General features: G+C 67.1%; 18 protein-coding genes. 9 read left to right on the plus strand and 9 right to left on the minus strand.

Annotated elements, in window-relative coordinates:
• Positions 1-34: 34 nt before the first annotated feature.
• The 6 genes from API01S_RS16225 to API01S_RS16250 all read left to right on the plus strand — a co-directional run bounded on the left by API01S_RS16225 (position 35) and on the right by API01S_RS16250 (position 5257).
• On the plus strand, positions 35-1081 hold the full coding sequence (locus API01S_RS16225; RefSeq protein WP_050731093.1) for a hemin-degrading factor: 1047 nt from the start codon (positions 35-37) through the stop codon (positions 1079-1081).
• Between the two features lie 9 nt (positions 1082-1090).
• The gene (locus tag API01S_RS16230) at positions 1091-1924 is read left to right on the plus strand and encodes a heme/hemin ABC transporter substrate-binding protein (protein ID WP_061305263.1); all 834 of its coding nucleotides are present in this window, start codon (positions 1091-1093) and stop codon (positions 1922-1924) included.
• A 7-nt stretch (positions 1925-1931) separates the two neighbouring features.
• On the plus strand, positions 1932-2906 hold the full coding sequence (locus tag API01S_RS16235) for a FecCD family ABC transporter permease (protein WP_156487130.1): 975 nt from the start codon (positions 1932-1934) through the stop codon (positions 2904-2906).
• On the plus strand, positions 2903-3691 hold the full coding sequence (locus tag API01S_RS16240) for a heme ABC transporter ATP-binding protein (RefSeq protein WP_061305266.1): 789 nt from the start codon (positions 2903-2905) through the stop codon (positions 3689-3691). Before API01S_RS16235 ends, API01S_RS16240 begins: the two co-directional genes overlap by 4 nt.
• A gap of 159 nt (positions 3692-3850) precedes the next feature.
• Positions 3851-4333, plus strand: a complete 483-nt coding sequence (locus tag API01S_RS16245; protein ID WP_006221296.1) for a YajQ family cyclic di-GMP-binding protein — start codon at positions 3851-3853, stop codon at positions 4331-4333.
• 18 nt (positions 4334-4351) lie between these two features.
• The gene (locus API01S_RS16250) at positions 4352-5257 is read left to right on the plus strand and encodes a LysR family transcriptional regulator (protein WP_006221295.1); all 906 of its coding nucleotides are present in this window, start codon (positions 4352-4354) and stop codon (positions 5255-5257) included.
• Here API01S_RS16250 and API01S_RS16255 read toward each other — a convergent pair.
• Complete coding sequence (locus API01S_RS16255) at positions 5186-6724, minus strand: AlkA N-terminal domain-containing protein (protein ID WP_254598603.1); 1539 nt, start codon at positions 6722-6724, stop codon at positions 5186-5188. The two genes, API01S_RS16250 and API01S_RS16255, sit on opposite strands and share 72 nt — an antisense overlap.
• 215 nt (positions 6725-6939) lie before the next feature.
• Here API01S_RS16255 and API01S_RS16260 point away from each other — a divergent pair, with 215 nt between their 5' ends.
• The 3 genes from API01S_RS16260 (at position 6940) to API01S_RS16270 (ending at position 10200) form a co-directional block, all read left to right on the plus strand.
• Positions 6940-7899: a DUF3829 domain-containing protein gene (locus tag API01S_RS16260; RefSeq protein WP_050731098.1), complete on the plus strand. Its 960-nt coding sequence runs from the start codon at positions 6940-6942 to the stop codon at positions 7897-7899.
• Between the two features lie 117 nt (positions 7900-8016).
• Entirely contained in the window at positions 8017-9102 is a 1086-nt protein-coding gene (locus tag API01S_RS16265; protein WP_061305268.1) for a tartrate dehydrogenase, read from the plus strand.
• Positions 9103-9216: 114 nt separating this feature from the next.
• Positions 9217-10200: a Bug family tripartite tricarboxylate transporter substrate binding protein gene (locus API01S_RS16270; protein ID WP_061305270.1), complete on the plus strand. Its 984-nt coding sequence runs from the start codon at positions 9217-9219 to the stop codon at positions 10198-10200.
• A gap of 91 nt (positions 10201-10291) precedes the next feature.
• On the opposite strand, the gene API01S_RS16275 is transcribed toward API01S_RS16270, so the two are convergent.
• The 8 genes from API01S_RS16275 to urtB form a co-directional block, all read right to left on the minus strand.
• Positions 10292-10897: a phosphatase PAP2 family protein gene (locus API01S_RS16275; protein WP_006221290.1), complete on the minus strand. Its 606-nt coding sequence runs from the start codon at positions 10895-10897 to the stop codon at positions 10292-10294.
• Positions 10898-11010: 113 nt separating this feature from the next.
• Positions 11011-12534, minus strand: a complete 1524-nt coding sequence (locus tag API01S_RS16280; RefSeq protein ID WP_061305273.1) for a PepSY-associated TM helix domain-containing protein — start codon at positions 12532-12534, stop codon at positions 11011-11013.
• Positions 12535-12558: 24 nt separating this feature from the next.
• Positions 12559-14754: a TonB-dependent receptor gene (locus tag API01S_RS16285; RefSeq protein WP_061305275.1), complete on the minus strand. Its 2196-nt coding sequence runs from the start codon at positions 14752-14754 to the stop codon at positions 12559-12561.
• A gap of 199 nt (positions 14755-14953) precedes the next feature.
• On the minus strand, positions 14954-15385 hold the full coding sequence (locus API01S_RS16290; protein ID WP_050731103.1) for a DUF2946 family protein: 432 nt from the start codon (positions 15383-15385) through the stop codon (positions 14954-14956).
• 118 nt (positions 15386-15503) lie between these two features.
• Complete coding sequence (gene urtE / locus API01S_RS16295; RefSeq protein WP_061305621.1) at positions 15504-16202, minus strand: urea ABC transporter ATP-binding subunit UrtE; 699 nt, start codon at positions 16200-16202, stop codon at positions 15504-15506.
• A gap of 2 nt (positions 16203-16204) precedes the next feature.
• Positions 16205-17044, minus strand: a complete 840-nt coding sequence (gene urtD / locus API01S_RS16300; RefSeq protein WP_061305277.1) for an urea ABC transporter ATP-binding protein UrtD — start codon at positions 17042-17044, stop codon at positions 16205-16207.
• On the minus strand, positions 17041-18168 hold the full coding sequence (urtC, locus tag API01S_RS16305; protein ID WP_061305279.1) for an urea ABC transporter permease subunit UrtC: 1128 nt from the start codon (positions 18166-18168) through the stop codon (positions 17041-17043). Before urtC ends, urtD begins: the two co-directional genes overlap by 4 nt.
• Positions 18165-19796: an urea ABC transporter permease subunit UrtB gene (gene urtB, locus API01S_RS16310; protein ID WP_061305280.1), complete on the minus strand. Its 1632-nt coding sequence runs from the start codon at positions 19794-19796 to the stop codon at positions 18165-18167. Before urtB ends, urtC begins: the two co-directional genes overlap by 4 nt.
• Between the last annotated feature and the right edge of the window lie 3 nt (positions 19797-19799).

Below are 19799 nucleotides of genomic sequence, written 5' to 3' on the forward strand. Positions count from 1 at the left end.
GCGTTAAACGGAACCCTTGGGCTGGAGGCCTACGATGACGAATCAAGATTTCACCACCCGCGCCGATGCACTGCGCGCCCGCAACGAAACCCTGTCGAAGGCGCAGCCCAAGCTGCGCGCGCGCAATCTGGCCGAAGCGTTGAACGTGTCCGAAGCCGAATGGATCGCCGCTGGCTGTGGCGGCGTGCAATCGACGGCGCTGCATGGCGTGCCGCAAGAGATCTTTCGCGAACTGGGCACGCTGGGCGAAGTGATGGCCCTGACGCGCAACGACTGGTGCGTGCACGAACGCCACGGCGCCTATCTGGACATCCAGGCCGACGGCCCCGTCGGGCTGGTGCTGGGGCCGGACATCGATCTGCGCGTATTTTTCACCGCGTGGAAATCGGCCTGGGCCGTCCAGCAGGACGGTCGCCACAGCCTGCAATTCTTCGACGGCGCGGGCGTCGCGGTGCATAAGGTGTATCGCACCGAGGCCTCTGACGTCGCCGCCTGGGACGCATTGGTCGCCAAATTCGCCGGACCGGCCCAATGGCCCGACGTCCAGCCCTACGCGCCCGCCACCGATGCCGCCCAGGTCGAGGACGCCGCTGCATTCCGGCAGGCGTGGCTGGCCATGCAGGACACGCACGAATTCTTCCCGCTGCTGCGCAAGTTCAAGGTGACGCGGCTGGCGGCGCTGGCGGCGGCGGGCGAAGACCTGGCGCAGCCAGTGCCCGCCGATGCCGTCGAACGCATGCTGCAAGCGGCGGCGCAATCGGCGCTACCCATCATGTGCTTCGTGGGCAATCGCGGCATGATCCAGATCCATACCGGCCCGGTGCAGGAACTGCGCCGCACGGGGCCCTGGTACAACGTGCTGGATCCAAAGTTCAACCTGCATCTGGACACTACCGCCATCGACTCGGCATGGGTGGTCAACAAGCCGACCTCCGATGGCTGGGTCACGTCGCTGGAAGTCTATGCGGCCACGGGCGATCTCATCGTGCAGTTCTTCGGCGAACGCAAGCCGGGCAAGCCGGAGCTGGCCGGCTGGCGTGATTTGATGGTGAGCCTGTGCGGCGCGCCCTTGGCGGTGTAAGGACACGCGATGAAAAAATGGTCGGCAATTGCGTTGGGATGGGCGGTCGCGGTGAGCGTGCATGCCGCCGAGCCCGCCCGGGTGGTGAGCCTGGGCGGCAGCGTCACCGAAATCGTCTATGGCCTGGGCGAGGGCGATCGGCTGGTGGGCGATGACTTGTCCAGCCTCTATCCCGAGGCCGCGACCCGTCTGCCGCGCGTAGGCTATTACCGCGCCGTGCCGGCCGAAGGCGTGCTGTCGCTCAAGCCGGACCTGGTGCTGGCCTCGGAGCAGGCCGGCCCGCCCGATGCGCTCAAGCGGCTGGCGGGCGTGGGCGTGCGGGTCGTGACCGTGCCCGATGCGCCGTCGGTGGATTCGCTCAAGGCGCGCATCCGCGCGGTGGCCGACGCGCTGGGCGTCGCGCCGGCCGGAGAGCGCATGGTGGACGAGGTCACGCGCGAACTGGCGCGGGCAGAGGCCATTACCGCCACGCGCGCGCGAGCGCTGATGCTGATCAACCGCACCGGCACGCCGCAAGGCGCGGGCCGCGACACCGCCGCCAACGAAGTCATGCAACTGGCTGGCCTGGACAACGTGCTGCATGCCCAGCTAGGCTACAAGCCCCTGTCGGCCGAAGCGGTCGGCGCCTTGGCGCCCGACCTGATCGTGGTGACGCAAGCCTCGCTTGAAGCCAGTGGCGGCATGGACAAGTTCCTGGCGCTGCCGGGCATTGCCGGTTCGCCCGCGGCGGCCAAGGGCCGCGTCGTGGTCATGGACGACCTGCTGATCCTGGGTATGGGGCCGCGCCTGCCCCTGGCGCTGACGCAGCTCAAACAAGAGGTGGCCCGTGTCATGGCGCGTTAGCGCGCCGATGGCGTTGTGGCTGCTGACCTTGGCGCTGGCGCTGGCCATGCTGGGCGCCATCGCGCACGGCGCGGTGGCGATTCCGCTGCGCGATCTGCCGACGTTGCTGTGGGGCGCGCCCACGCCCGACAACGCGCTGTGGCGCAACGTGCTGATCGACATCCGGCTGCCGCGCGTGCTGTTCGCGGCGGTGACGGGCGCGGGGCTGGCGATCTCGGGCGCCGCCATGCAGGCGTTGTTTCGCAACCCCCTGGCCGAACCTGGGCTGATCGGCATTTCGGCGGGCGGGTCGCTGGGCGCGGTGGCGGCCATCGTGCTCACCTCGGGCGGCTTCTGGATCACCGCGCCCTCGGCCTTCGCCGGCAGCCTGCTGGCCACGATGTGCGCCTATGCGGTGGGCCGGCGCGTGCCCGGCGTGGCGGGGCTGTTGCTGGCTGGCGTGGCGATCACCGCGACGTCGTTCAGCGTGATCGGCCTGTTCACCTTCGTGGCCACCGATGCGCAACTGCGTGACCTGACCTTCTGGAACATGGGCAGCCTGGGCGGCGCGAACTGGAAGATCCTGGCGTTCCTGGGGCCCTGGGTGCTCTTGATGAGCGTGTGGCTGATCAGTCAATGGCGCGTCATGAACGCGTTGCTGCTCGGAGAGCGCGAGGCCCAGCACCTGGGCTATGCGCTTGGCCGCGTGCGCGCGCAACTGGTGCTGGCCAGCGCGCTGATCGTCGGGCCGCTGGTGGCCGCGACCGGCACCATCGTGTTCGTCGGGCTGGTGGTGCCGCATCTGGTGCGGATGACGCTGGGCGCGAACCACCGCTGGCTGTTGCCGGCCACGGTGCTGGCGGGCGCACTGGCGCTGGTGCTGGCCGACTGGATGGCGCGCACCGTGGTCGTGCCCGCCGAACTGCCGATCGGACTGGTGACGGGGTTGGTGGGCGGTCCCTTCTTCTTGTGGCTGCTGGCGCGTGGCCGGAGGTTGGCATGAGCCTGTCCGCGCATCATCTGACGCTTTCGCGCGGCGGCGCGCGCATCCTGACCGATGTGTCGCTGGATGTGCGAGCCGGCGAAGTCGTGGGCCTGCTTGGCGCGAACGGCGCGGGCAAGTCCACCTTGCTGGGGGCGCTGGCGGCCGAGCTGCTCGCGCAGTCCGGTCAACTGACGCTGGACGGCGCGGCGCTTGCCCACATGACGCCGGGCCAGCAGGCGCGGCGGCGCGCCGTGTTGCCGCAGAAACCGGGCCTGACTTTCGATCTGGGCGTGCGCGAAGTGGTGGCGATGGGCGCGTATCCCTACGCCGAATTGGCGCCCGCCCAGGTCGAGGCGCTGGCAAGCCAGGCGCTGGAGCAGGCGGACGCCGCGCACCTGGCCAGCCGTCGCTATCCGGAATTGTCGGGCGGCGAACAGCAGCGCGTGCAGTTCGCGCGCGTGCTGGTGCAATGCCAGGCCGCGCGCGCGCCCGGCGAGGCGCGCTATCTGCTGCTGGATGAACCCACCGCCAGCCTGGACCCCAAGCATCAGGGCGACCTGTTGCGCCGCGCATCCGAGCTGGCGCATGCCGGTAATACGGGTGTCCTGGTGATCCTGCACGATATGAATCTGGCCGCGCGCTGGTGCGACCGCCTGCTGCTGCTGGCCGGGGGCCGCTCCATCGCGCAGGGCGCGCCCGCCCAGGTGCTGACGGCCGCCAACCTGTATCTGGCGTATGGCATCGATGCGCAGGTGATCCCGCACCCCTTGCAGCCCGGCAGGCTGTTGGTGCTGACGAACTAGCGGCAGGGCAGGCCAAGGCAAACCGCCTTGGCCCGCCAGTGGCGGCCAGGGGCCGGTAAAATAGGCGGCTTGTCATTCCGGGCATCAAGAACAGCGCTGTCTTTGCGACCGCGCGATGCCCGCGCCCGATTACCTTCATCATCCAACAGGACCCGTGTCATGCCTACTTTTGACGTCGTCTCCGAAGTCGACAAACACGAACTCACCAACGCCATCGACCAGGCCAATCGCGAACTGGCCACCCGCTTCGACTTCAAGGGCTCGGACGCCAAGTTCGAACTGGAAGGCTTTGTCGTGACCCAGGTGGCTTCCAGCGCCTTCCAGCTCAAGCAGATGCTGGACATTCTGCGTGGCCGCCTGTCGGCGCGCGGCATCGACGTGCGTTGCCTGGACGTGGCCGACCCGCTCGAAAACCTGGGCGGCGCGCGCCAGAAAGTGACCATCAAGCAAGGCATCGAACAGCCCGTCGCCAAGAAGCTGATCGCCGCCATCAAGAACGCCAAGCTCAAGGTGGAATCGCAGATCAACGGCGACAAGCTGCGCATCAGCGGCAAAAAGCGCGACGACCTGCAATCGGCCATCGCGCTGCTGAAGAAAACGGACGTCGATCTGCCCTTGCAGTTCGAAAACTTCCGCGACTAAGCGCCCCGGCCGACCCCGATGGGGCATTCCAGCGAACTGCAATTGGTGGTTGAGCTGGCGCGCGCCGGCGGCATGTCGGCGGCTGCGCGGCAGCTGGATGTGACGCCGGCGGCGGTCAGCAAGCGGCTGGCGCAGATCGAAGCGCGGCTGGGCGTGCGATTGTTCAACCGCAGTACGCGGCGCCTGAGCCTCACGGCCGAAGGCGAGGACTACCTGGAAAGCGCGCGCCGCATCCTGGCGGAAATCGAAGACCTGGATCAACGCATCGCCAGCCGCCAGGACAGCCCGCGCGGCCGCTTGAAGGTCAATGCGCCGCTGGGCTTTGGCCGCAGCTACATCGCGCCCGCCATCGCGGAATTCTCGCAGCAGTATCCCGATGTGATGCTGCAATTGCAGCTGACCGACAGCCCCGCCGACTTCGTGCAGGACGCCTTTGACGTGGCGGTGCGCTTTGGCGATCTGCCCGACACGCGGCTGATCGCGCGCAAGATCGCGCCCAATCGCCGGCTGGTATGCGCCTCGCCCGGCTACCTGAAAACGCACGGCGTGCCAGTGACGCCGCATGACCTCACGCGGCATCAGTGCATCGTGCTGCGCCAGAATGAAGACGCCTACAGCCTGTGGCGCTTCACCCGTGGGCGTCGCAGCGAAACCGTCAAGGTGCGCGGCGCGTTGAGCAGCAACGATGGCGAAGTGACCTTGACCTGGGGCCTGGCCGGCCTGGGCATCCTGCAACGCGCCGAGTGGGATCTGGCGCGATACCTGCGCAGCGGCCGGCTGGTGCGCGTGCTGGAAGACTACGCGCTGCCGCAGGCGGACATCTACGCGGTGTTTCCGGAGCGCCATCACCTGTCAGCTAAAGTCCGCGTCTTCGTCGACTTCCTCGTCAGCTACTTCCAGCGCGATACGCAGGCGCGCTGGTAGCTGCCTGTTTCCCCTGATTGAGCCCGCCGACCACAGATGTTGCGCGGCATAGGCTCGCCATGGCCGCCACGCCTCGGCCCGCGCCAGCAACTGCGCCGGCGTGTAGAGCCGCGATTCCAATTTTTCCAGTGCGCGGATCAGGCCGATGTCGGCGCTGGGGAACGCGTCGGGCTCGCGCATTTGCCGCAAGGCGATGTATTGCGCCGTCCATTCGCCGATGCCGCGTATCGCGCGCAGCCGCTGGACGGCGTCCTCCAGGCTGCTGCCAGCGCTGAACAATTGAGGATCCGCCACTGCGGCGGCCGCTACCGCCGACAGCGTGGCCGCGCGGCTGCGCGGCATGCCCAGCCCGGCTAGATCGACCTGGGCCAGGGCCTGCGGCGTGGGAAAGCTGTGCGTCAGGCCATCATGCGGGTCGGACAGCAGCTCGCCATGCGCGGCGACCAGCTTGCCCGCCAGCCGGATAGCGGCCGACACCGTGATCTGCTGGCCCAGCACCGCGCGCATCGCCAGCTCGAAGCCGTCCCACGCGCCGGGCACGCGCAGGCCGGGGCGCGCGGCGATCAACGCGGCCAGCACCGGGTCATGCGCGAATTGCGCCGCCAGCGCAAGCGGGTCGCTGCCCAGGTCGAACACGCGCCGCAGCCGCGCAATGATGGCCGGCAAGGCATCCAGGCGCGACACGCGTACGGTGGCTTGTAGCGCATTGCCCGCGCCCGGCTGCACGCTGATCGTGCCCTGCATGCCATCCAGGCTGATGCTGCGGGCATAGCGGTCGCCGTCCACGCGTTCAATGCCAGGGATGGCGCGCAGCCGCAGGAAATCCAGCATCGCCTGCCAGTCGTACGGCGGCCGATAGCGCAGCAGCAACGTGATGCCGCCTTGCGGCGCGAAGGGCACGTCCGGCCGCGCCGAGCGCCGCAGCGCGCCGGGGGCGCGGCCAAACAGCGCTAGAAAGGTTTCGTTGAAGCGGCGGATGCTGCCAAAGCCGGCGGCGAACGCGACGTCGGCCATGGGCAGCTGCGTTTCGTGGATCAGCTGTTTGGCCAGCAGCACGCGGCGCGTTTGCGCAACCGTGACGATGGACGCGCCCAGATGCTGGCGGAACAGCCGGCGCAATTGGCGTCCGCCCATGCCCAGACGGGCGGCCAGCGCGTCCACGCCGGCCTCGTCCAGCGCGCCCGCCTCGATCAACGCCAGGGCGCGCGCCACGCTGTCGGGAAGTTCATGCGCCGGCCCCAGCTCGGGCGCGGTTTCCGGACGGCAGCGCAGGCAGGGGTGAAACCCCGCTTCCTGCGCGGCAGCCGCGCTGCCGAAGAACGTGACGTTGCGGGACAGCGGGGTACGGGCAGGGCAGACGGGGCGGCAATAGATGCGCGTCGTCTTCACCGCCGTGAAGAAGCGCCCGTCGTAACGGGCATCGCGCACGCGGATCGCGCGGTAACAGGCGTCGTGGTCTAGATGCATGACCCCGATGCTAGCGCCGGCATCCCGGCACATCTAGCGGTTTTCGGACCTTGTTGTGCCGAACACATTGCGGTCCGAAAACCGCCAGCTGATCCGATCGCAGAATAGATGTGGTCGCGGTTTGCAAACCCTTGTGACACGGTTGAATGACTTTGTAGCGCTTTGCCCAGGGCGGCGGCATATGATGCGGTCCCATTTTCGGAGAACAGAAGTCTATGTCGCGCCCCTTGTGCATGTCCGCCATCCTGGCCGCCACGTTGATGCTCGCCGCGTGCGGTGACGACAACGCCAAGCCGGAAGCGAAAACCGCCGAAGCCAGCACCGCCCAGGCCGAGATCGTCAAGTACAACCAGTACGTCGATGCCGCCAACAGCATCACCCAATCGTTCGAGGAAACGCTGGACCAGTACGAGAAGTACATGGTGCCCAAGATGGCCGACAAGAAGCCCGTCAAGGACTACGTGATCGGCAACGACATCATGGTGGTGCGCACCAAGGAAAAGCTGGACAAGGCATTGGCCATGCAGCCGGCCATCCCCGAGATCGACGCCGCCGCGCGCGACTTCTCGCAGGCGCTGGGCAAGCTTGCTCCCTTGAGCACCGAATTGCAGAACTACGCCGCCGCCAAGACCTTCCTGTCGGACAACGGCGCGCTGGCGCGCGAGAAAAGCCCGGCCTATGTCGCCGCGCTGACGGACGTGGCCAAGGCCGAAAGCGCCTTCTACCACGGCATTTCCGTGAAGGACACCGCCAACACCAAGGAAGCATTCGAGAAGGCCAAGAAGGACACCGTGGCCTACTACCGTGCCGGCATGGTGTATTACGGCAAGTCCGCGCTGGATCAGGCGACGGGCATTTTCGAAGGCACCGGCCTGGGCGACAAGAAAGACGCGTTCAAGCAGGAACTGGACAAGCTCAACGAGATGACGCTGGGCTTTGACAAGAAGACGCGCGAGGCCGATCCCAAGGGTTGCGCCAGCACGATGATGCAGGCCAACGCCTTCCTGGCCGCTGGCCGCAAGGTGATCGAACACACCGACAGCGGCCGCTACAAGGAAGACGCCGCCCGCACCGGCGCGTTCAAGATGATGCGCCCGACCATCGTTGACGACGCCTACAGCCTGCGCCAGACCTTCAACAACCTTATCAACAACCTGAACGTCAGCCGCTGCTGATCTCCCGCGCCATCTTCAACTTCCGGTTGAAGATGTTGTGAACGGCGCTGCGCGCAGGGCGCGCAGCGCTCGGTACATTGCCGACAGACCCTTATCCGCAAGGAGCCCTGTCGGCTTATGAAGACCTATCGCATCGCAACCATCCCCGGCGACGGCATTGGCAAGGAAGTGATTCCGGCCGGCCAGCGCGTCATGCAGGCCATCGCCGACGAAGGCGGACTGCGTTTCGAATTCCAGAATTTCGATTGGGGCGGCGACTATTACCGCCAGCACGGCGTGATGATGCCCGCCGACGGCCTGGACGCCCTGCGCGATCAGGACGCCATCCTGTTCGGCTCGGCGGGCGACCCCGACATCGCCGACCACATCACCTTGTGGGGCCTGCGCCTGAAGATCTGCCAGGGCTTTGACCAATACGCCAACGTGCGCCCCACGCGCATCCTGCCCGGCATCGACGCGCCGCTCAAGCGCTGCACGCCCGAGCAACTGAACTGGGTCATCGTGCGGGAAAACTCGGAAGGCGAGTATTCGGGCGTGGGCGGCCGCGTGCACCAGGGCCATCCCATCGAAGCTGCCACCGATGTATCGATCATGACGCGCGCGGGCGTCGAACGCATCCTGCACTATGCCTTCAAGCTTGCGCAATCGCGACCGCGCAAGCTGCTGACCGTCATCACCAAGTCGAATGCGCAGCGCCATGCCATGGTCATGTGGGATGAAATTGCATTGCAGGTGAGCCGCGAATTTCCCGACGTGACCTGGGACAAGGAACTGGTCGACGCCGCCACCGCGCGCATGGTCAACCGGCCCGCGTCGCTGGACACCATCGTGGCGACCAACCTGCACGCCGACATCCTCAGCGACCTGGCCGCCGCGCTGGCCGGCAGCCTGGGCATCGCGCCCACCGGCAACATCGACCCCGAGCGCCGTTACCCGTCCATGTTCGAGCCGATCCACGGTTCTGCCTTCGACATCATGGGCCAAGGCCTGGCCAATCCCGTCGGCACGTTCTGGTCGGTCGTCATGCTGCTGGAACACCTGGGCGAAACGGATGCGGCAGCGCGGCTGATGCAGGCCATCGAGCGCGTCACCAGTACGCCTGCGCTGCACACGCGCGACCTGGGCGGTCAGGCCCGCACCGACGACGTCACCGACGCCGTTTGCGCACAGCTGGCGCAGGGCAGGCAGGAGAAGGCGGCGTAGATAAACGCCGCCGGCACGACAGCCGGACAGCCGTGACACGGGGCGTCAGACCCCGCGCACTTGTCCGGCAAGAGAACAAGAAGCGAAGTCCATTCGTAATTCAAGGAGACAAGCATGGCCAAGCAACACTCTCGCGTGCGCGTGTTGGCGTACGCCTGCCTCGTCGCACTGCCGCTGGCGGGCGGCGCGGCGCAGGCGCAGTCTTATCCGACCCGCCCGATCAGCCTGGTCGTGCCGTTTCCGGCGGGCGGCACCACCGACGTGCTGGCGCGCGCGCTGGGCCAAGAGCTTTCCAAAAGCCTGGGGCAGCCCGTAGTGGTCGAAAACAAGCCGGGCGCGGGGTCGACGCTGGGCGCCGATTACGTCGCCAAGGCCGCGCCGGACGGCTATACGCTGCTGATGGGCGCGGTGCATCACACCATCGCCACCAGCGTCTACAAAAGCCTGCACTACGACTTCCAGAAAGACTTCGCGCCCATCACCACGGTGGCGCTCGTGCCCAACGTACTGGTCGTCAACCCCAAGCTGGACGCGACCAGCGTGCAGGCCCTGCTCAAGCTGGCGCAGGCCGCGCCGGGCAAGCTGACGTATGGGTCCAACGGCATGGGCACCGGCCAGCATCTGATCGGCGCGCAGTTCGAGCAACAAGGCCACGTCAAGCTGCTGCATGTGCCGTACAAAGGCAGCGGCCCCTTGACCACCGACCTGCTGGGCGGACAGATCGATATGTCGTTCGACACGATCACGCCCGTGCTTGCGCACATCAAGAGCGGCAAGCTGCGCGCGCTGGCCGTGACCACCGATCAGCGCTCGGCGGCCTTGCCCGATGTGCCGACGATGCAGGAGGCGGGCATCAAGCCCTTCAACATGGGGACGTGGTTTGGCGTGCTGGCGCCGGCCGCCGCGCCGCCCGAGGTGGTGGCGCGCTTGAATGCCGAGATGGTCAAGATCATCCATTCGCCCGACTTCTCGCGCCGGATGGCCGAGATCGGCGCGGTGCCCATCGGCGATACGCCCGAGCAGATGCGCGCGCGCATCGGGACCGACACCGCCAACTACGCGAAGCTGGTCAAGGACGCGAAGGTGGCGATCAACTGAGGCGGCGTCGCCAGCGTTGATGGGCGGCAGGCCGGGCGCATCGTGCATCCGGCCGATGCTGAGGGCGCATCGTGCGCCCGTCAGTGTTGCGTCAGGCGCGGATCCAGCCGCGCTCGATGGGCAGGGCCAGCAGCTTGCGGTAGACCTCTTGCGCGGTCAGCGTCAGCGTTGCGCCGATGCGGTTCCACACCGCCGCGGTGATGGCTGCGGCGATGGGCGCCAGTACGATGCCGCCCGCGATATCCAACGGAAAATGCACGCCCAGGTACACGCGCGCCGTGCCGACCACCACGGCGGCCAGCAGCGTCGCCCACCCCCAGCCCGCCCAGCGCCGGTCAAAAATCAGTGCGAAGGCGAACGTGGCGATGATGATGGTGTGGTTGCTGGGGAAGGACGAGGTCGCCTTGTGCGGGAAGAAGGCTTGCCCCAGCCCCAGCACGAAGGGACGCGGCTGCGGCCAAAGCGCGCCGCAAAGATAGCTGACGAACAGCGCCGCGCCGATGCTGGCCAGCACCTTCAGCGCCAGATCGCGCTGCGCCTGGCCGCCCCAGAGCCACAGCGCAGCCAGCGCGCAGGGCACCAGCAGGATCAGCCGGTTGGCGATCAGCATGGCGGCCTGGATGCGCCAGGCCGGCGAGGCGGGGTCGGCGTTGATCGAAAGAAACAGGGAATGGTTCAGCGCAGTCAGAAAATCCATGACACGTCATCGCAGCGTAATAAACAATAGCCGCGATGGTAATGGGGTTTCCCGTCAGTCCGCTTACAAAGTGCGTCCGCGTGTCGGCTTTTACTTCTGGACACGCGGGCGCCTCATCCTTTCAGCTTCTTGCCCAGCCTGCGCCATCCGATGACCACGCCGGTCAGGCTCAGGGCCGCGCCGCCCAGGCTCAAAACGATCAGCAATACATCCCAGGCCGGCCGCCGCGACAATAGGCCGGTCCAGTCCCAGCTATGCAGAAAGGCGAACAACCAGCGGTTGACGCGGGTGCTGCGGTCCTGCCGGCCGACGATCTGGCCGGTGACCGGGTCCAGGTACACCCAGCTCGCCTGCGGGTTGTCATAGACCACGCGCCAGACGGGCAAAGGCTTTTCGACGTGGCCCAGCATGGCGTGCGCATCGCGCGCGTAGTAGTACAGATCGTAGGCTTGCAGCACCTGTACCTCGCGCACCGTGGCGCCGGGCAGCAGGCGCGCCGCCGCCTGGCGCAAATCCGCTTCAGCGTAGGCCGTGGGCGTGGCGTCAATGGCCGACAACACGCGCGGCGTGCCGACCGTGGTGCGCGCCAGCGCCACGTCCTGCCCGGCCGCGCGCGCCCAGACGAGTTCGCGCGGGGCGGTGGGCAGGGCGGCGATCAGTGCGTCCGGGGCGGCCAGCGGCGTGTCCGCCGCGGCGCCGGCGTAGGCGCTGACCGCCAGCGGCGCGGCCTTGCTGGTGAACAGTTTCCACGGGTTCATCGACATCAGGCCGCTGAACATCCAGGTGATCGTGATGGCGGCGAACAGCAGGCCGCTGATGTGATGCCAGCGCATCATGCTTTCGCGGTAGGGCGAACGGCTGCCCGTGGCGTAGGGGCGCGAAAAGCGCCAGCGCAGGATGCCCACGACCGTTCCCGTCACTGCGACCAGCACGCCCGCCACGGACAACCACACCACCACGTCATGCCACCAGCGGTCCAGAATATTGCCGCGCAGCGGATACAGCCAGTGGATCCACGCGCCCGCGTAGTTCCAGGCGCGTTCGTTGCGCGTGGCGTCCAGCACCACCGCGCCGGTCGCCGAGGACACATACAGGCGTGTTCGCGCCGGATCGTCCATGTCCACCCGATGCAGCGGGCGGTGCACGTTCAGCGACTTCGAATGGGTATAGACGTCTTCGTCCACCGTCTCCTGATGGCGCACGGCGTACTGGCCGCCGAACCACGCCAGCGCGGTCGCCTTCGCCACGGCGGGGTCGGCGGGCGGCAGCAGCGCGCCCGTCGCGGCATCGACCACCTTGGGCGTTGCGCCGGGCACGAGGTAGACCGGCGCGCCAGCGCGGCTGGCGGCCAGGCTCAGGCCCGGCGTGTCGCGGGCCCCCGCCGCCGCCAGCGCCTGGTCGGGCGTGACGGCAAGCGTGGCAGGGTCCAGCGGCGCCAGATGCGTCAGCCGTTCGTGCGGCGTCAGCTTGGGATAGCCCACATACATCATCACCACGCCCGAAATGAACCACATGGCAAAGAACAGGCAGAGCACGATGCCGGCCCAGCGGTGGATCAGATAGAGCCAACGCTTGGCGCGGGTCGATAGGGGCGGCCCGGCTTTATGCGCGGGCGCGCGGCTGGATGTAGCGCTCATGGCATTCCCCTTTTCGCGCGGGCGTCAGAACCGCATGTGCAACGTCAGCTCCACCGAACGCGGCGCGCCCAGGTAGAACATGGTCGGGCTGCTGTTGGCGGCGTAGACCTTGTCGGTCAGGTTGCGCACGCGCAGCGTGCTGCTCAGGTTGCGGTTGATCTGGTGCGACAGCGCCGCATCGAACACCGTGTAGGACGGCGCCCAGACGGTATTGGCCGCGTCCGCATACGCGCGGCCCACGTAACGCGCGGCGACACTGGCGTTCCAGTCGGGCACGAAGGCGTAGTCCACCCACAGGTTCGCCAGTCGGCGCGGGGTGTTGGTCGGCACGTTGCCATTGCGCGATACCGGCACGCCGCCCACCGACTGCGAGAAGTCGTCGTAGCGCGGGTCGACGAAGGCCACGTTGCCTTGCACGGACAGCTTGGGCGTCAGTTGCAGGCCGCCCGCCAGTTCCACGCCGCGCGCCGATTGCGCGCCGACCGGCACGCTGACGCCGGGATTGTTGGGGTCGGACGTGGCCATGTTCTTGCGCTTGATCTCGTACACCGACACGGTGGCCGCGCCGCGACCGTCCCAGAAGTTGAACTTGCCGCCCACTTCGGCCTGCGTGCCGGTGGTGAGCTTGTCGTTGTTCAGCACATCGGCGAACGAGGCGGTGGCCAACAGCCCGGACGGAGGATCCGCGGCCGTGGCGTACTGCGCGTACAGCGACGCTTCGGGGCTGACTTCCCAGTTGACGCCCAGCCGCCCGGTCAGCGGCGAGTAGCTGCGCTGCGCGCTGGCCGGCGATGCGGCGGTCACCGCGCGGCGGTTGGTCAGGTCCAGGTCGATGAAGTCCTTGCGCAGCGCCGACACGATCGCCACGCCGGGCAGCACTTCCGTGCGGTTCTCCAACGTCATCGCGAAGGTGCGGATGCGGTTCTCGCGGTCGGGCTTGTGGCCGCGCGTCATGCCGGGAATGTCGTAGAAGTCGCCCGGCGAAAAGTCATAGGGATCCACGGCGTCGACCTGGCCGGGCAGGCTGGTCGGAAAACGCGTGACCCTGTTCTGGCTGATGTCCGCGCCGAAGGACCAATCGCTGCGCAGCCCGGCAATCGACGAACGGTACAGCCCTTCGACGCGATTGCCTGTCAGGGTCTGCTCATGGCGTTGCAGCAGCGCGCCCGAACGCAGCACCAGGCTGTTGTCCGCATTGAAGCGATAGCTTTCCAGATTGCGGAAATCGCGGTCGGCACGGTAGTGGTACAGCGTGTTCTTGAACGTCAGGTTCGAGCCCGCGCGCCATTCGGTCATCGACCGCGCCCAAAGAATGGACTGTTCGTACAGGCCGTCGTTGACGTTGTAGTTCTTGAAGCGCGTGCCATCCAGGATGTGGCCTTCGCCTTGCACCACGCCGTTGGCGTTGTTCTTGAGTGGCGTGCCCCAGTAAGGGCGGTCCACCTGTTCGCGCTGGAATTCAAAGGCGAAGGTCTGGGTCACGTCGGCGCCCAGGTCCGACAGCAGCGAGGCGGCCACCTGTGTGGCGCGGCTATGGTTGCCGTCGGTCCAGCCGTGGCTGGAACTGGTGTTGGCGTCGATGCGCAGATAGTGGCCCTTGCCGCCCGCATCGCCCGCCAGCTGCTGGTTCAGGCCGACGGAATATTGGCGGGTGTCGAACGAACCCAGACGGAACTGGCCTTCGTAGAACGTATCGCGCTCGGGCAGCTTGGTCACGACGTTGATCGCGCCGCCCACCGCGCCCGCGCCGAACAGGAACGTCGACGGGCCGCCGATGGCTTCGACGCGATCGTAGATCCAGCTGTCGACGGGCCGCCCGGCGATGGCGTCGTACTGCACCGAGATGCCGTTGAACAGTTGCGTGACCTGGCCGCCGGAAAAGCCTCGGTAGCTGACCGCGCCGGCATTGCCGGGAGGCGACGCGTTGTCCACGCCGGGAATGCCGCGCGCGATGTCCTGCGTGTTGAGCGAGCCGCGCGCTTCGATCTGTTCGCGGGTGATGACGGTGACGCTGGCCGGGGTTTCACGCAGCGTCAGCCCGAGCCGGCTGCCGGTGGTGTCAGTGGCGTCCAGGTCGATGGGGCCGTTGGGGGCGGGCTCGACGTGGCCGGCGCCGTAGACGGTGGTGGGCGCCATCAGCTTGACGGCGGGTTCGGCGGCCAGGGCCGGGGCGCTGGCGATTACGCCCAGCAGCAAGGAGTAAAGCGTGGTGTGTTTCATGGAACATGCCTGCAAACTGGCGAGCGCATCCAGCACGCCGCTTGGGTGCAAGCGGGGCGCGACGATGACTCGGAATCGGATTGACGACGTTGCTATGCCTTGCGCGGCAAGGCGCAAAGAAAGCGGGTCGGCGGGGGACGGCAAGCTGGGCGTCGCGGCGCGCCGCTACCTTGCGGCAGGCGGGCGGCTAGCGGCCAGCTCAGTTTGCGGGCGGTGCGCGCGGCTGAACCGCGCTCCAGGCATGAAGGGAGTTTGCCGCCAGGAAGAACAGCGGCGGGTAGGTGATGGCGCGGCCCACGGGCACCGGCACTACGGGCACCGGCGCGGGCAGGATGCCTACGTCGGCGTGCGGATTGCGGCACAAGGGGCAATGGTGGTTGTCGCCGTGGGCGTCGCCCGCGTGACTGCCTGGCGAGGCGTCGTGCGGAGCATCGTGCACGACGTCCAGCGTCAGAGAGCCATCGCCAGCGCCGCCGTCACCCGCGCAGTAATCGACGCTGATGCGGTGGATGTGATGGCCGTCCGGCGACAGGCTCAGGGCTTGCGCTAGCGACGGCGCCAACGACGCCCACAGGATCGCGGCGAGCGCGATCCACACGGTTGGGCGGGTCAGGAAAGTAGCGAAGCACATGGAGCGGAATTATATAGAAGCAGTTTTCCCGCGTGCGTGCAAAATCAAGAAAATCTAAAGCCGATCGCGAGCCGCTCAACGCGCGCCGCCTTTTTCACCCGCCATCCCTCTCACACGACTACACCGACAGATGCCGCCGCACGTCCTCGCCATCGATGGCCGTACGGTCGCCGCTGGCCACCACTTCGCCGCGCGACAGCACGACGAAGTGGTCCGCCAGCTCGCGCGCGAAGTCGAAGTATTGCTCGCACAGCAGGATGGCGATGTCGCCGCGCTGGCGCAGCATGTGGATCACGCGCGCGATGTCCTTGATGATGGACGGCTGGATGCCTTCGGTGGGTTCGTCCAGGATGATGAGCTTGGGCTCGGCCACCAGCGCCCGCGCAATCGCCAGCTGCTGTTGCTGCCCGCCCGACAGATCGCCGCCACGACGCGACAGCATGTTCTTGAGCACCGGGAACAGTTCGAAGACTTCTTCCTTGATGCGGCGCGCGCGCGCGGCGGGCTGCGTCGCCATGCCCATCAGGATGTTCTCCTGCACCGTCAATCGCGCGAAGATGTCGCGGCCCTGCGGCACATAGGCCATGCCGCGCGCGGCGCGCTGATGCGGCGCCAGGCGCGTGATGTCGGCGCCATCGAAGGCGATGTTGCCGCTGGCCACGGGCAGCACGCCCATCAGGCATTTGAGCAAGGTGGTCTTGCCCACGCCGTTGCGGCCCAGCAGCGCCAGGCATTCGCCCTGGCGCACCGACAGCGACACGCCGCGCAGCGTGTGGCTGCCGCCGTAGTATTGATTGATCGCGTTTATGTCCAGCATCATCAGCGCCCCAGATAGACTTCGATCACACGCGGGTCGGCCTGCACCTTGCTCATCGGCCCTTCGGCCAGCACCGAGCCTTCATGCAGCACCGTCACCTTGCCGTTGCCGGCGATCTGGTTGACGAAGTCCATGTCGTGTTCGACCACCATCAACGAATGCCGGCCGCGCAGCTCGTTCAGCAGTTCGCCCGTGCGCGCGGTTTCGGCATCGGTCATGCCCGCGACCGGTTCGTCCAGCAGCAGCAGCTGCGGTTCCTGCATCAGCAGCATGCCGATTTCCAGCCATTGCTTCTGGCCGTGCGACAGCAGGCCGGCCGGCCGTCGCACTTCCTCGCGCAGACGGATCAGGTCCAGCGTTTCGCCGATCCTGTCGGCCTGTTCGCTGCTCAGGCGCGAGAACAGCGTGGGCCGCACGCGCTTGTCCGTCTTCATGGCCAGCTCCAGGTTTTCAAACACGCTGTGCTGTTCGAACACCGTGGGGCGCTGGAACTTGCGGCCGATGCCCGCGTGCGCGATCTGCGCTTCGTTCAAGCTCGTCAGGTCGATGCTCTGGCCGAAGTAGGCGGTGCCCGACGTGGGCCGGGTCTTGCCGGTGATGACGTCCATCATCGTCGTCTTGCCCGCGCCATTGGGGCCGATGATGCAGCGCAGTTCACCCACGCCGATATCCAGCGTCAAGTCGTTCAGGGCCTTGAAGCCATCGAAGCTGACTGTAATGCCTTCCAGGTACAGGATGGCGCCGTGGCTGGTGTCCAGGCCCTTGGGGCTGACGCGGCCGTAGCCGGCCTCGCCGCTGGGGCCGCCATCGAGCATGGCCGTTTCGGTGTGCGTGCTGGTCATGCCTTGTTCTCCTGCAAGCGGGCCGCGATGCGGCGGGCCAGGCCGACGATGCCGGTGGGCAGGAACAGCGTCACCAGCACGAAGATCAGGCCCAGCGCATACAACCAGAATTCGGGCAGCACGCTGGTGAACCAGGTCTTCAGGCCGTTGACCGCGCCCGCGCCGATGATGGGGCCGATCAAGGTGCCGCGCCCGCCTGTCGCCACCCAGATCACCATTTCAATCGAGTTCTCGGTGGACATCTCGCTGGGGTTGATGATGCCGACCTGCGGCACGTACAGCGCCCCGGCGATGCCGCACAACACGGCAGACAGCGTCCAGACGAAAAGCTTGAATCCCAGCGGGTCGTAACCAATGAAGCGCAGCCGGCTTTCGGCGTCGCGCACGGCGGTCAGCACGCGGCCCAGCTTGGACTGCGTGACCATGCGCGCCAGGATCAATGCGCCCGCCAACGCCGCCAGCGTGACCCAGTACAGGGTTGCGCGCGTGGCCGGCGCGGTGATGTCAAAGCCCAGGATGCGCTTGAAGTCGGTAAAGCCGTTATTGCCGCCAAAGCCCGTGTCGTTGCGAAAGAACAGCAGCATGGCGGCGAAGGTCAGCGCCTGCGTGATGATCGAAAAATACACGCCCTTGATGCGCGAGCGAAAGGCGAAGTAGCCGAACACAAAAGCCAGCACGCCCGGCACCAGCACCACCAGCAGCATGGCGTACCAGAAGTGTTCCGTGTAGGCCCAGTACCAGGGGTAGCTCTTCCAATCCAGGAACACCATGAAGTCGGGAAGATCGCTTTGGTAGACGCCGTCGCGGCCGATGGCGCGCATCAGGTACATGCCATGCGCGTAGCCGCCCAGCGCGAAGAACAGGCCGTGGCCCAGCGACAGGATGCCGGCGTAGCCCCACACCAGGTCCAGCGCCAGCGCGGCCATCGCGTAGCACATGAATTTGCCCAGCAAGGCCACGGCGTAGGCCGACACGTGCAGCGCATGGCCAGCGGGAAACACCAGGTTCAACAGCGGCAGCAGCGCCAGCAGCGCGGTTGCCACAGCCAGGGCGGTCCAGGCGCGGCCCGAGAACAGCGGGCGGCGGGTCAGGAGGGTCAGATCGGTCAGCGCGGTCTGTTTCATTCAACGCTCCGGCCGCGAGGGGCGAACAGGCCTTGCGGCCGTTTTTGGACAAACAGCACGATGAGCACCAGGATGGTGATCTTGGCCATGACGGCGCCCGCATAGGGCTCCAGGAATTTGTTCACGCCGCCCAGCCCCAGCGCAGCGATGACGGTGCCGGCCAGTTGGCCCACGCCGCCCAGCACCACCACCATGAAGGAATCGACGATGTAGCCGCGGCCCAGGTCCGGCCCCACGTTGCCCAGCTGCGACAGCGCCACGCCGGCCAGCCCCGCGATGCCCGAGCCCAGGCCGAAGGCCAGCATGTCGATGCGTCCGGTCGGCACGCCCACGCAATCGGCCATGCGCCGGTTCTGCGTGATGGCGCGTACGAAGAGGCCCAGCCGCGTGTGGTTCAGCAACACCCACACGAGGAACACCACGAAGAAGGCGAAGCCGATGATGACCAGCCGGTTGTAGGTCAGCACCAGGCCGCCCAGCACCGTGATGCCGCCCGACATCCAGCTGGGGTTGCCCACTTCCACGTTCTGCGCGCCGAACAATGTGCGCACGCCCTGCATCAGCATCAGGCTGATGCCCCAGGTCGCCAGCAGCGTTTCCAGCGGGCGTCCATACAGCCAGCGGATCACCGTGCGTTCCAGCGCCATGCCCACCAGCGCCGTCACGACGAAGGCCAGCGGCAGCGCAGCCACCACGTACCAGTCCAGCCAGGCCGGCAGCCATGCGCGAAACAGCGTCTGCACGACGTAGGTCACGTAGGCGCCGATCATCAGCAGCTCGCCATGCGCCATGTTGATGACGCCCATCAGCCCGAAGGTGATCGCCAGCCCCAGCGCGGCCAGCAGCAGCACGCTGCCCAGGCTGACGCCATAGAACAGATTGCCGGCCCATTCGATGGTGGCCAGGTGCCGGTCGATCTGCTTGAGCGCGGTGGCGGCGGCTTCGCGCACGCTGGCGTCCGGTTCCAGGTACGCGCCATCGCGTTGCTGCGTCAGCGCTGCCAAGGTGGGGCGGAAGGCGGCATTGCGCGTATCGCCCAACAGTTCCACGGCATGGCGACGCTTGGCGGGGTCGCTGCTTTTCAATTCCAGATTGGCCTGTGCGATGCGCAGCGCGTCGCGCACGGCCTCATTCTTTTCGGACGCCAGCGCCTTTTCAAGCATGGGCAGGCGCGCCGGGTCGCCCGTCTGTTGCAGCCGGCGCGCGGCGTCCAGACGTTCCCCGGGCTTGTCCGAGAACAAACGGGATCCCGCCAGCGCGGCCTCGATGGCGCGGCGCAGGCGGTTGTTGATAGTCACGGTGCCGCTGCCGGCAGGCAGGTCGACGGCGGCGCCCGTGACAGGATCGGTGGCGTGAGTGTCGTCCACGCCGATCAGCACGCGCCCGTCGGCGGTGGCATAGAGCTGGTCATTGCCCAGCGCTTGCAGCACGGCGGCCGCAGCGGGCTCGGGCAGTTGGCCCAGCGCGGCAATCGCTTGCAGCTTGGCGTCGGTGTCGTCGCCGGCCAGCGGCGCAAGCAGGGCGGGGGCCACGCCCGCCGCCGCCGCTTGCGCGGTCAGCAGCGGCATGGCAAGCAGCCACGCAAGTAGGAGACGACGCAAAACGTGTGCGATTGCCGCGATGTGCATGGC

Origin of the sequence: Achromobacter piechaudii NBRC 102461, assembly GCF_001571245.1 — a bacterium.
Classification (GTDB): domain Bacteria; phylum Pseudomonadota; class Gammaproteobacteria; order Burkholderiales; family Burkholderiaceae_B; genus Achromobacter; species Achromobacter piechaudii.